Origin of the sequence: Alcanivorax xiamenensis (assembly GCF_009846745.1) — a bacterium.
Taxonomy (GTDB): Bacteria; Pseudomonadota; Gammaproteobacteria; order Pseudomonadales; family Alcanivoracaceae; genus Alloalcanivorax; species Alloalcanivorax xiamenensis.
The window spans coordinates 1-12,608 of sequence record NZ_AQPF01000072.1; the positions used below are offsets into that span (position 1 = coordinate 1).

At 63.5% G+C, this 12,608-nt stretch carries 13 protein-coding genes and 1 pseudogene; all 14 read right to left on the minus strand.

All coding sequences use genetic code 11. The features are described from left to right. Positions 1-64: 64 nt before the first annotated feature. The 14 genes and pseudogenes from A6D6_RS20580 to accA all read right to left on the minus strand — a co-directional run bounded on the left by A6D6_RS20580 (position 65) and on the right by accA (position 12,486). A complete protein-coding gene (locus A6D6_RS20580) occupies positions 65-1,000 on the minus strand; it encodes a cation diffusion facilitator family transporter (protein ID WP_133492578.1) in 936 nt (311 codons plus the stop codon). Then, on the minus strand, positions 997-1,725 hold the full coding sequence (locus A6D6_RS20585) for a peptidoglycan DD-metalloendopeptidase family protein (protein WP_133492577.1): 729 nt from the start codon (positions 1,723-1,725) through the stop codon (positions 997-999). The genes A6D6_RS20580 and A6D6_RS20585 overlap by 4 nt, the downstream gene beginning before the upstream one ends. Before the next feature lie 49 nt (positions 1,726-1,774). Continuing rightward, positions 1,775-2,698, minus strand: coding sequence for a DUF368 domain-containing protein (locus A6D6_RS20590; RefSeq protein ID WP_159661736.1), 924 nt, complete (start codon positions 2,696-2,698; stop codon positions 1,775-1,777). Continuing rightward, positions 2,695-3,354 (minus strand): protein-L-isoaspartate(D-aspartate) O-methyltransferase, encoded by a 660-nt coding sequence (locus A6D6_RS20595; protein WP_159661737.1) that lies wholly within the window; start codon positions 3,352-3,354, stop codon positions 2,695-2,697. The genes A6D6_RS20590 and A6D6_RS20595 overlap by 4 nt, the downstream gene beginning before the upstream one ends. A gap of 38 nt (positions 3,355-3,392) precedes the next feature. Continuing rightward, positions 3,393-4,469 carry a tRNA pseudouridine(13) synthase TruD gene (gene truD / locus A6D6_RS20600; protein ID WP_236564196.1) on the minus strand — a complete coding sequence of 359 codons (1,077 nt, stop codon included), beginning with the start codon at positions 4,467-4,469 and terminating at the stop codon, positions 3,393-3,395. Continuing rightward, positions 4,462-4,944 (minus strand): 2-C-methyl-D-erythritol 2,4-cyclodiphosphate synthase, encoded by a 483-nt coding sequence (ispF, locus tag A6D6_RS20605; protein WP_201303869.1) that lies wholly within the window; start codon positions 4,942-4,944, stop codon positions 4,462-4,464. The genes truD and ispF overlap by 8 nt, the downstream gene beginning before the upstream one ends. Further along, positions 4,941-5,675 (minus strand): 2-C-methyl-D-erythritol 4-phosphate cytidylyltransferase, encoded by a 735-nt coding sequence (gene ispD / locus A6D6_RS20610; RefSeq protein ID WP_255461671.1) that lies wholly within the window; start codon positions 5,673-5,675, stop codon positions 4,941-4,943. Before ispD ends, ispF begins: the two co-directional genes overlap by 4 nt. After that, a complete protein-coding gene (locus tag A6D6_RS20615) occupies positions 5,659-5,973 on the minus strand; it encodes an FtsB family cell division protein (protein WP_133492573.1) in 315 nt (104 codons plus the stop codon). The genes ispD and A6D6_RS20615 overlap by 17 nt, the downstream gene beginning before the upstream one ends. Positions 5,974-6,016: 43 nt before the next feature. Beyond that, entirely contained in the window at positions 6,017-7,306 is a 1,290-nt protein-coding gene (eno, locus tag A6D6_RS20620; protein ID WP_133492572.1) for a phosphopyruvate hydratase, read from the minus strand. Positions 7,307-7,331: 25 nt separating this feature from the next. Further along, positions 7,332-8,180: a 3-deoxy-8-phosphooctulonate synthase gene (kdsA, locus tag A6D6_RS20625; RefSeq protein ID WP_133492571.1), complete on the minus strand. Its 849-nt coding sequence runs from the start codon at positions 8,178-8,180 to the stop codon at positions 7,332-7,334. A gap of 3 nt (positions 8,181-8,183) precedes the next feature. Then, entirely contained in the window at positions 8,184-9,809 is a 1,626-nt protein-coding gene (gene pyrG / locus A6D6_RS20630; RefSeq protein WP_133492570.1) for a CTP synthase, read from the minus strand. 454 nt (positions 9,810-10,263) lie between these two features. Then, positions 10,264-10,887, minus strand: a complete 624-nt coding sequence (gene tilS / locus A6D6_RS22015) for a tRNA lysidine(34) synthetase TilS (protein WP_236564198.1) — start codon at positions 10,885-10,887, stop codon at positions 10,264-10,266. A 111-nt stretch (positions 10,888-10,998) separates the two neighbouring features. Further along, positions 10,999-11,515: pseudogene (tilS, locus tag A6D6_RS22020) on the minus strand (tRNA lysidine(34) synthetase TilS); the annotation flags it as partial. Further along, positions 11,515-12,486, minus strand: a complete 972-nt coding sequence (gene accA / locus A6D6_RS20640) for an acetyl-CoA carboxylase carboxyl transferase subunit alpha (protein ID WP_133492568.1) — start codon at positions 12,484-12,486, stop codon at positions 11,515-11,517. The gene accA and the pseudogene tilS (A6D6_RS22020), both read right to left, overlap by 1 nt. Positions 12,487-12,608 lie beyond the last annotated feature (122 nt).

Consider the following 12,608-nt stretch of genomic DNA (forward strand, 5'->3'; position numbering starts at 1 on the left):
CGACCCTTCCCGCTAAACCGCGATGAACCTTACTTATATCCGCTATATTCGAAGAGGCGGTGCTCTAAAGCGTCCGGCCTCTGGCGTGCGGCGTCCGGCGCTCATCCACCGGCACCCGGGGCGCTCCGGGTACCGGGTCCTGGTGGATGATCACCTCGGCGTTGGGAAACGCCTTGCGAATATCCAGACGAATGCGCTCACCGAGGGCATGGGCATCGAGCAGGGACATGGTCTGGTCCATGTCCACATGCAATTGAATAAACAGTGTGCGCCCCGAGAGACGGGTACGCAGATCATGGAACCCGAGCGCGTCGGTATGGGCTCCGACGATGGCGCCAATACGATCACGGGTATCCCCTTCCACCTCCCGGTCCAGCAACAGCTGGCTGGCTTTCCAGCCGATGTGCCAGGCGGAACGCAGCACGAACACGGCGATCAGCAATGCCACGATGCCGTCCGCTTCCGGAAAGCCCAGCCAGACGATCAGCAGAGTGCCGATAATGCCCAGGTTCACCGCCAGATCGGAAAAGTAATGCAGGCTGTCCGCCTCGATCGCGGTGGAGCCGGTGCGTCGAATCACATAACGCTGAAACAGCACCAGCGCACCGGTCAGGACAATGGAAAACACCATCACGCCGATCCCCAGACCGGTGGCCTCCAGAGGTTGCGGATCCAGCATTTTGAGGATCGCTTCGCGCCCCAGAAACACCGCCGAGCCCGCCACCAGGACCGCCTGGCCCAGTCCCGCCAGTGCCTCCGCCTTGCCGTGTCCGAAGCGGTGCTCCTCATCCGGCGGCACCAGCGAATAGCGAATGGCGGCAAAGTTCACCAGCGAGGCCAGAGAATCCATCGCCGAATCCACCAGCGAAGCCAGCAGGCTGACCGAGCCGGTGGCGCTCCAGGCCAACGCCTTCACCACGATCAGCACCAGGGCCACCGCCACCGAGGCGGAAGCGGCGAGAAGCAGTAGGCGGTGGGAAGCACGGGCATGATCAGTCATGGTTTCTTCGGCAACAGGGGAAGCGGGTCCACCGGTTGTCCGTCCCGGCGGATCTCAAAATGCAATTGGGTGCGGAAAGTGCCGCTCGATCCCATGGTGGCGATCTTCTGCCCGGATTTCACCTGCTCCCCCTCCTTCACCAGCAAGTCATCATTGTGGGCGTAGGCGCTCAACCAGCGATCATTGTGCTTGATGATCAGCAACTTGCCGTAACCGGTCAGGCCCACGCCTTTATACACCACCGTCCCGTCCGCCGCGGCCACCACCGACGCGCCGCGACGCCCGGCGATGGCGATTCCGCGAGGGCCTCCGCCAGCGGAAAAACGCTGCACCAACTCGCCCTCCGTTGGCCAGCGCCAACGTACATTGCTGACCACTTTAGGGGCCGGTGGAGGGGCCGGTTTAGCCACCGGTTTGACGGCCGGCTTCGCCGCCGGTTTGCTGCTTGAGGCGGTACTGCGTGGACGGGCTTTTGGCGCCGGCGCGGCGCGGGAGGAAAAACGGATCACTTGTCCGGGGTAGATGGTGTAAGGCGCCTTGATGCCATTGGCGCGCGCCAGCGACTTGTAGTCCCAGCCGTAGCGCCAGGCGATCGAATACAAAGTCTCGCCGCGAGCCACCTTATGGCTGCCGGAAGTCACCGGCTGGGAACGGGATGACTTGCCGTACAGGTCAACCACCGGCGGCGGATTGCTTACCGCGCACCCGCCCAACAGCAGTGCCATAGCCATACAGAAGCTGAATATACGGACCCAAACGCGCAAGAACAGGCTCTCAGTCGGTGGTCTCCTTGGCGACATTATGCACAGGTGCGGCCAGGGAAAGTAGCCAGACCACGGCCACCCCCAACAAAGTAGCGACCACGGCGATAAAAATCTGCGTCCCCTCGCCGGTGACCTGGGCGTATTGACCAGGCGTCAGCCAGTGTTCTCCCAAGCCACTTTCGGCGCCCACACGCCAGGGCCAGAGTTTGACCAGCGAACCGGCCATGAAGCCGCCAAGCAGCGCCATTACCGTGTCATGGTAGCGACTCAGCAACCACTTCAACAAATGCACGAAGCTCAGCAGCCCCACCGCGCACCCGCCGGCGAAGGCAAACAGCAATGGCCACTGGCCATCACGTACCGCCTGCAGAACCGGCTCATAAAGCCCGAGTAAAAGAAGGATAAAACTGCCGGAAATGCCCGGCAGAATCATCGCGCAGATGGCCACGGCGCCACCGAGGAAGAACACCAGCGGACCGACACCAGCGCTCTGCAATCCCGGCGCCAGCGATATCGCCACCGCCGCCAGGGTGCCAATCAGAAACGCGGCCCACTGGGGCGGGCCCCGGCGGACCAGCGGCTTGAGGATCATTGGAATACTGGCGGCGATCAAACCGGAAAAGAACGCCCACACCGGCACCGGGTGGTGTTCCAGAAACCAGGTAATCAAGCGTGCCAGCAAAGCGATGCTGGTGAGAATGCCGGCCAGTAGGGAGATCAGGAAGGTGAAGTTGCCGGCACGCCAGAAGGCGGCGAACCCCTGCCGGCGCCAGACGGTGATCAACCCGGGGCGAACTCCGCCCAGGGTGCCGATCAGTTCCTCGTAGATGCCGGTGATCAACGCCAGGGTGCCGCCGGAAACGCCGGGCACCACATCGGCGGCGCCCATGGCGATGCCCCGGCAGTAGATGCCGGGGCGAAACAAAGTGGTCATTGCACGCCTCTCTGAAAGGGCACGAACCGCACCGGGTCCAGAGCTCTGGACACCAGCTCATTGCCATTCCGGTCGACCACGGTCAACCGTTGCTGGCGGTCCCCCACCGGCATCACCAGGCGGCCACCCTCCGCCAGTTGGGCAAGCAGTTCCTCGGGAATGTCCGGACGGGCGCAAGTCACCAGAATGCCATCGAACGGCGCCGCCGAGGACCAGCCGAAACCGCCATCGGCGTGGCGCAATTGCACTCGGTTGGCCAGTCCCAGTTCACGCAGTCGCACCCGGGCGGCGTCCTGCAGCGGACGAATACGTTCCACCGAACAGACCTGACGGGCGAACGCGGCCAGCACCGCGGTCTGGTAACCGCAGCCGGTCCCCACCTCCAGCACTTTCTCCGGAATGCTCTGTTCGATCAGCAGCTCGGTCATGCGTGCCACCACCCAGGGCTGGGAAATGGTCTGCCCGTGACCGATGGGCAGGGCGGTATCGTCGTAGGCCTGATGGGACAGTGCTTCGTCCACGAACAAATGCCGTGGCGTGGCGCGAATGGCTTCCAGCACCCGCTCATCGGTGATCCCCGATTCCCTCAGCCGGCTGATCAGCCGTTCCCGGGTACGCGCGGACGTCATGCCAATCCCACTTCGTCGGTCTGTCATGCTACAAAAATCCCAATGGGGCCAGACGCCCCCTGATATCAAAGCCTTTCCCGCGAGCGCCGTTCCGGCCCGCGAGTCTCCAGCAACTCCGCCAGCACGGTGGTGGCGAAGGCCCCGGCCGGCAGGTGGAAAGATAAATGCAGGGTATCGTCCCAGCTGTCCCAGTCGAGGCCGGACACCGGCAGACGGGTGGCGCGGCGGGCCGCGTCGACGCCCTGCCCCGCCAATCCCTCGATGACCGCGGCCCAAGGGGCCAGCACGGTCTGTTCCAATATCTGGCAAGCGCCCGATGATGCCATGCCCCCGGCGCCGGGCAAAGGCCCGGTGGGATGAACGTCCCCGGCACTCAAGCGGGTTTCGGCGCCCGGTTCATCGGCGGCGGCGAATAATCCACGGCTGCCGTCCGGTTGCAAAAGATCGCCGTCCAGCAGCCGGTCCCAGCAGCCACCACGCACCCGCTCCGCCAGCACCGCATTGAACAGCCCCGAGCGCACCGCCGACAGCCACAGGCCGCGCAGGGTGCGTTTGCGGGGCGCCTCGCCCTCTCCGCTCAGCCACGCCAGTCCACGCTGCCAGTTACTGTCGTCACGGCCAAAGCGCTGCTCACCGAAGTAGTTGGGCACGCCCAGGCGGGCGATCAGCGCCAGACGTTCCGCCAGCGCCGCCGGATCCGCCTGGACCTGACGCAGACACAGTTGGAAAGCATTGGCGCGATGGGTACCGCGATTCAACTTGCGCCGGTGGCGGCGAGCCTGCAACAGCCTCACCCCCGGCGGGCAGTCCAGGTCAGGGTCCGGTTTGCCGGGTAGATGGAGACTGAACCACTGGCGGGTAATGGCCCGGCGGTCCTTAAGCCCGCTATAGCCCACCGAGAGACGATGAATGCCGGCCTGGCGGGCCAGCCACAACGCCACGTCCTCGGTATTCCAATCGGTTTTCTCAATCTCCAGCCAGAGGTGCTCGCCCTCTCCTTCCGGCGTCACTGTCATGATCTCGTCGACGCGAAAGTCAGCGAACTGCTCCCGCATCAGGGCACGTCCCAGCGGCGCGCCATGGGCCGGCGGCCGCGCCGGGGCGCCGACGTTGTTCAAAACGGCGCCATTCAACTCAGTCACGTTCAAGCAACACCACCGCCTGCACCGCGATACCTTCGCCTCGTCCGGTGAAGCCCAGCCATTCCGTGGTGGTGGCTTTCACCGATACCGCGTCCAGAGCCAGCCCCATCAGGCCAGCGATACGTTCACGCATGGCCTGAACATGGGGAGCGATCTTAGGCTGCTGGCAGATCACGGTCAGATCCAGATTGAGCGGCCGCCAGTCACGGCCGGTCACGTCCTCTATCACCGCTTTGAGCAAAACCGCGGAATCAGCCCCTTTCCAGCGCGGATCGGTGTCCGGAAAATAATGGCCGATGTCTCCCAACGCCAGGGCGCCGAGCAGCGCATCACTGAGCGCATGCAGCGCCACGTCGCCATCGGAATGAGCCTTCAGGCCGCGTTCATGGGGAATGCGAATACCGCCGAGCATGACGTGATCCCCTTCACCGCTAAAGGCGTGAACGTCGAAACCCTGACCGATACGCAGGTTCATGATGACTCCTCCAGACCGGCTTCCTGCCCCTGGCGGCGCAGATAAAAGCGTGCCAGTGGCAGGTCTTCCGGTACCGTGATTTTGATGTTGTCGGCGTTTCCGGCCACCAGCCTGGGTCGCCAGCCGCGCGCTTCCATGGCCGACGCTTCGTCGGTGATGGCGTCATCCGGCACCGCCAGCGCCTCGGCCAGGGCCGCGGCTGGGAACAGTTGCGGGGTCAGGGCCCGCCAGATCAGGTTGCGATCCACGGTGGCGTCGATGCATTGGCCGGGATCCGCCCGTTTGATGGTATCCACCACCGGACAGGCCAGAATCCCGCCCTGCTCTGCGACACCGTCGAGCAGCTTCTGGATATCCGACAGGCGCACCAGAGGGCGCGCCATGTCATGGACCAGCGCCCAGGCGTCCGGCGTCTGCTCCAGCACCGCCTGGAGCCCGGCGCGTACCGACTCCGCGCGGCTGGCGCCGCCGGTGACGGTGCGGATACGCGGATGATCATGGAGCGACATTCCATTGAGCGACAATCGCGGCCACCAGGGGTCGCCCTCGGCCACCGCCACCACCACGCCGGACAGAGGCGCGAATGCCAGCAGCCGCTGCAGGGTATGTTCCGCCAGGGTACGGCCTTCCAGCGTCAGGTATTGTTTCGGCAGGCTGGCGCCCATACGCGCGCCGACGCCGGCGGCGGGCACCACCGCGTACAAAGGGAAAGGCTTAACGCTTGTCGTCACGGGGCGCGTCCGGTTCCAGGATCAGGAAGAAGGTCTCGCCATCACGGATCATACCGAGATCCTTGCGCGCCAGCTCCTCCACCGCATCGCTGCCTTCCTTGAGGTCACGCACGTCCGCCGCCATCAGGCGGTTGCGTTCACTGAGGGACTGGTTCTGTTCGGAGAGCGCCTGAACCTCCTTTTTCAGGGTCGCCACATGGCGCAGGCTGCCCTCCCCGAACCACAGGCGCACCTGCAGTACCACCAGCAGCAAAGCCAGAACGGCGAGCATGACCTGGCGGGCCGGGGACAGTTTCATGGGCAATCCTCATCACGGGCGGCCGCCGGCCGCCCGCCGCTCCTCACAGGAATTTGAACTCTTTGCGACCTTTGTAGGCGGCGCGGCCCAATTCCTCTTCGATACGGATCAGACGATTGTATTTGGCCACCCGGTCGGAGCGGCACAGAGAACCGGTTTTGATCTGGCCGGCGGCGGTGGCCACCGCCAGGTCGGCGATGGTGGTGTCGGCGGTTTCACCGCTGCGGTGAGAGATCACCGCGGTGTAGCCGGCGTCCTTGGCCATCTTGATGGCGTCCAGCGTTTCCGACAGGGAGCCGATCTGGTTGAACTTGATCAGGATGGAATTGGCCACGTTCTGGTCGATGCCCTGCTTGAGGATCTTGGTGTTGGTGACGAACAGATCGTCTCCCACCAATTGCACCCGGCTGCCCAGGGTCTGGGTCAGAATCTTCCAGCCTTCCCAGTCGGACTCATCCATGCCGTCCTCGATGGAAATGATCGGGTAACGGTCACACAGTTCGGCCAGATAATCACTGAAACCGGCGGCGTCCATGCTGCGCCCTTCACCAGCGAGCACATATTGACCGTCCTTGTAGAACTCGCTGGAAGCGCAGTCCAGGGCCAGCGTAATGTCCTCGCCAGCTTTGTAACCGGCCAGGTCTATGGCCTTCATAATCGCTTCCAGGGCCGCCTCGTTGCTGGGCAGATCCGGAGCGAAACCGCCCTCGTCCCCCACCGCCGTGCCCAACCCTTGCTTCTTCAGCACACTCTTCAAGGCGTGGAACACTTCGGCGCCGTAGCGGATCGCCTCGGCCACGGTGGGAGCGCCCACCGGTTGAATCATGAATTCCTGGATGTCGACGTTGTTATCGGCGTGCTCACCGCCGTTGATGATGTTCATCATCGGTACCGGCAGGGAGTACTCGTTGTCATCGTCCTGAAGATCGGAAATGTATTCGTACAACGGCTTTTGCTGGAACCGCGCGGCGGCCTTGGCCGTCGCCAGGGACACCGCCAGAATCGCATTGGCGCCAAGGCGGCCTTTGTTGTCGGTGCCGTCGGAGTCGATCATCAACTGATCCAGCTCACGCTGGGCAACCGCGTCACGGCCCACCAGCAATTCACGGATCTCGGAATTGACGTTGCCCACGGCCCGGGTCACGCCCTTGCCCAGATAACGGTCTTTGTCACCGTCACGCAGTTCCAGTGCTTCGCGGGAGCCGGTGGAGGCACCACTGGGGGCGCAGGCACTGCCGCTGGCGCCGGATTCGAGAATCACATCGGCTTCAATAGTGGGGTTGCCGCGGGAATCCAGAATTTCGCGGGCCTTGATGTCGACGATCTTGGACATGGGAGAGCTACTCCAGAATTTCAATTCAGTCGTTGTCGAAGGCGGGGAATGCCTTGACCGTATTATCCAGGGTTTGCAACTGCGCCAGGAATGGCTCCAGGCGATCCAGACGCAGGGCGCAGGGGCCATCACATTTGGCGTTGTCCGGGTCGGGATGGGCTTCCAGGAACAGGCCGGCGATGCCCTGGCTGATACCGGCACGGGCCAGTTCCGCCACCTGGGCGCGGCGGCCACCGGCGGAGTCGCTGCGGGCACCGGGCATCTGCAGGGCATGGGTGACATCGAAGAACACCGGATAACCGAACGTCTTCATGATGCCGAAGCCGAGCATGTCCACCACCAGGTTGTTGTACCCGAAGCTGGAGCCCCGCTCACAGAGGATCAGCTGGTCGTTACCGGCTTCCTCGCACTTGTGCAGAATGTGGCGCATCTCTTGGGGCGCCAGAAACTGGGGCTTCTTGATATTGATGATGGCCTCGGTTTTTGCCATCGCCACCACCAGATCGGTCTGCCGGGCGAGAAACGCCGGCAATTGAATGATGTCCGCCACTTCCGCCACCGGCGCCGCCTGATAGGGCTCGTGTACATCGGTGATCACCGGGCACTGGAAGGTCCGTTTGATCTCCTCGAAGATCTTCAACCCTTCTTCCATGCCCGGCCCGCGAAAGGAATGCAGGGAGGAGCGGTTGGCCTTGTCGAAGCTGGCCTTGAACACCCAGGGGATCCCCAGCTTTTCGGTGACCCGGGCGTAATGCTCCGCCACCCGCAGGGCCAGGTCCCGGGACTCCAGCACGTTCATGCCGCCGAACAAGGCCATCGGGGCGTCGTTGGCGAAACGCAGACCGTCAAGCTGGATGGTTATCTGGCTGCTCACGGATTAACTCTCCTTGTGGGCCAGCGCCGCTTCCACGTATCCCTTGAACAGGCCGTGGCCGTCGCGGGGCGTGGAGGTGAATTCCGGGTGGAACTGGCAGGCCACGAACCACGGATGATCCGGCACTTCGATCACTTCCACCAGTTCGCCGTCATGGGAGCGGCCGGCGATGCGCAGGCCAGCGCCTTCCAATTGCGGCAGGTAATTGTTGTTGACCTCGTAGCGGTGCCGGTGTCGTTCAACGATATGAGAACGACCGTAGCACCGGGCCGCCACGGAATCCTCTTCCAGCACGCATTCCTGGCCACCCAGACGCATGGTACCACCCAGATCGGAGGTTGCCGAACGCAACTCCTTGCCGCCGTCCTCACGGGTCCACTCGGTGATCAACGCCACCACCGGCTCCGGCGTGTCCGGTCTCAGTTCGGTGGAATGGGCGTCTTTCAGGCCGGCCACGTGGCGGGCGTATTCGATCAACGCCAGTTGCATACCCAGGCAGATCCCCAGATACGGCACGTTGTTTTCCCGGGCATAGCGGATCGCCGCGATCTTGCCCTCGGTGCCCCGGTCGCCGAAACCGCCGGGCACCAGAATGGCGTCCACCGACGCCAGTTCACCGGTGCCGTTGCGTTCGATGTCCTCGGCGTCGATATAGCGGATGTTGACGCGCGCATGGTTGGCGATGCCGGCGTGCATCAGCGCTTCGTTGAGCGACTTGTAGGCGTCCGCCAGTTCCACGTACTTGCCCACCATGCCGATGGTGACTTCGTGCTGGGGATGCAACTGGGCCTCCACCACCCGGTCCCATTCGGACAGATCCGGTTGCGGCAGGTCGAGCCCGAATTTTTCCACCACGATGGCGTCCAGTCCCTGTTCGTGCATGCCACGGGGAACCTGATAAATGCTCTTGCAGTCCGGCGAGGAGATCACCGCCCGGGCTTCCACATTGGTGAACAGCGCGATCTTCTCACGGGCGCTTTGCGGAATCGGATTATCAGCGCGGCATACCAGAATGTCCGGCTGCAGGCCGATGGAACGCAGCTCTTTGACCGAGTGCTGGGTCGGCTTGGTTTTGATCTCACCGGCGGTGGCAATGTACGGCACCAGCGTCAGGTGCACCAGCAAGGACCGGCTGGAACCCAGTTCCACACGCATCTGCCGCACCGCTTCCAGGAACGGCAAGGACTCGATGTCGCCGGCGGTGCCGCCGATCTCGACGATGGCCACGTCGGCGTCGCCAGCGCCTTCCTGGATCTTCAGTTTGATTTCATCGGTGATGTGCGGGATCACCTGCACGGTGGCGCCCAGATATTCGCCACGGCGCTCCTTATCCAGCACGTCCTGATAGACACGGCCGGTGGTGAAGCTGTTGCGGCGGCTGAGCCGGGTACGGATGAAGCGCTCATAGTGCCCCAGATCCAGGTCGGTCTCGGCACCGTCCTCGGTAACGAACACCTCCCCGTGCTGATAGGGGCTCATGGTGCCTGGATCCACGTTGATGTAGGGGTCCATCTTGATCAGAGTGACCTTAAGGCCACGGGCCTCGAGCAACGAGGCCAGGGACGCCGAGGTAATCCCCTTGCCAAGGGAAGACACCACACCGCCAGTGACAAAAATATAACGTGCCATGCACCCACCAGAATCAGTCATGGATTGAACGTGCCCAAGCCGTCACCGGCTATTTCATTTTCATCGACCGTGCCACCGATCTTTCCACAACCTGCCGCGGGCCCCAAGCCCCGGAGGTGAGAAAGCGCCAACCAGACACCAAAAAAATACCTTTGCTCACCACGGTGGGCAAAGGTGTGTTCTGTTTCGTCTTGGAACGGACGTACCGCCGGGTCTCGGTATTCCTGAAATATCAGGGAGTTGGGCTACGTCAGGATGGGATGAAATAGTAACAGAACGGCTGCCGCCAGGGAACCACCGCCGCACCGTGAAAACGGGTAAAAACGTAAAAGGCGGCACTGTTGTTGGCTACCTGATACGTGGAAAGACAGGCTATTCGCGAGTTAACCCGCTTCCCACGGCAGCTTTGCAGGCCCGCCCGTGGGCAGCGAGTTCACTCGCGAATGCCGACCTATCAGCGCAACTGCCACGGCCGGCAGCGGTGCCGGTCCACGCCGTCGGCGACGCCGATCATTGGCACCGACATCAACTCATCATCCTGATACAACAGGGGCCATTGGCGGCGTCGCCAGGGCGGCACCCCGGCCACGCGCCATAATTCCGATACCTGCTGGCGCTGACCGTGACGGCGCAAACGCTCACCGCCAACGAAAGGCCGTAGTTGCACATCACCGGGCGGAACCCACAGCGTCACCTCACCCTCCCCCGGCAGCAAGCGCCAGAGACCGGAATCTGGTGGCTCGTCACCAGCCCGCCAATGCAAAGAGCCGCTGAGCGGTTGCAGGTCACCATCACGGAGCAGGTAAAGATCACCGCGATAACGGCGCAGAGTGTGTCCGCCCCAGGTCACCCGGGCTTCGCGGTCCGACGGTGCCCGCAACAGGCCACGGATTTGCCCGGTGATGGCCACGGAGGGCGGTGGCGCTCCCGCCTGGTCCAACCACCAGCGCAGCAGATTATCCCGGCGTTCACGGCTCAATGCCGCCAACTCCCGTAAAGGCAACCGATCCCGCTGCGCCGCCAGCGCCCGGGCATCCTCCGCCGCCCTCTCGTCCAGCAAGGTGGCGGCATCCGCCATTACCCCGGCGGTGCGGGCCAGGATCGTCGGAGCGCCTGGCCAGGTAGCGGCCAGGCGGGGCAGGATTTCATGACGCAGCCGGTTCCGGCGCAGACCGACATCAGCGTTACTGGGGTCCTCTACCCAATCCAGGCCCCGACGGCGGGCTTCACGTTCCAGTTGCCCCCGCCCGAACGCCAGCAACGGCCGGCATCCCCTCCAGCGAGGAATGTTCGGTCATCGCCGCCAGCCCCTGCACGCCGGCGCCACGCAGCAGGTTCAGCATGACCGTTTCGGCCTGGTCGTCGCGGTGATGGGCGGTGATCACGGTGGCGCTGGCGGCATGTTCAGCCAGCGCCTGGTAACGGACGGCGCGGGCGCCGGGATTCGCGGCCGCCGGCACCGTCACCCGGACTTCCTCGAACGGCAGCTTCAGCGCCGCCGCCCGGGCCCGGCAGAACGCCGCCCAGTCCGCTGATCGCGCTTGTATTTGGTGATTGACGTGCAGCACCCGTAAGCGGGGGCCGAGACCGGCCTCCACCAGCAGGTGCATCAACAGAGAGGAATCAAGACCGCCGCTGAACGCCAGCAGCAAGGGCCCCGGCGGGGCCTGGGCCGCCGACACGCGGGGGACGGCGGCATCGGACATCACTCATCCACGGGGTCGCTGACGAAGTTACCGTAGCTCATCAGGCGCTCATAGCGGCGCTGAATCAGTTCCGGCTGCTCCAGGGCGTCAAGGCTGTTGAGCGCCGCGATCAGGGAGCGGCGCACGGCGTCGGCGGCCTGGTCGTAATCACGATGGGCGCCACCCAGCGGCTCCTGCACCACCTCATCGACGATGCCCAGCTCATGCAGACGGTTGGCGGTCAGCCCCATTGCTTCCGCCGCTTCCGGCGCCTTCTCGGCGCTGCGCCAGAGGATCGAGGCGCAGCCTTCCGGGGAAATCGTCGCATAAGTGCTGTACTGAAGCATTTGCAAGTGGTCGCAAACGCCCAGAGCCAGCGCGCCGCCGGAACCGCCTTCGCCGATCACCGTGGCGATGATCGGCACTTTCAACTGGGACATCACCCGCAGATTACGGGCGATTGCCTCGGACTGGCCGCGCTCTTCCGCGTCGATGCCGGGGAAAGCGCCAGGGGTGTCGATGAAGGTGAAGATCGGCATCCGGAACCGCTCCGCCAGCTCCATCAGGCGCAACGCCTTGCGGTAGCCTTCCGGGTTGGGCATGCCGAAGTTACGACGCACTTTTTCCTTCACTTCCCGGCCCTTCTGGTGGCCGATCACCATGACCGGACGGTCGTCCAGACGGGTGATGCCGCCAACGATGGCCGGATCATCAGCAAAGCTGCGGTCGCCGTGCAGTTCGTCGAAGTCGCCGAAGATGCGCTTGACGTAATCCAGCGTGTAAGGGCGCTTGGGATGCCGGGAAAGCTGCGAGATCTGCCAGGAGGTCAGCTTGCTGAAGATGTTCTCGGTAAGCGTGATCCCCTTCTCCTGCAGCTTGCCGATCTCGTCGGAGATACTGACCTCGCTGCCGGTGCCTACGAGTCGCAGTTCCTCGATTTTGGCTTCCAGTTCCGCAATAGGTTGTTCAAATTCGAGGAAATTCGGATTCATGTGCTACCCCTTGTCACAGTGCGCTCAAGTGTAGCCGCAATACAATGACAGCGTCGAGATACCTGGCTGGGTGTAAAGTTGCAAGTTGTTACCGGACGCCGGACGCCGGACGCCGGACGCCG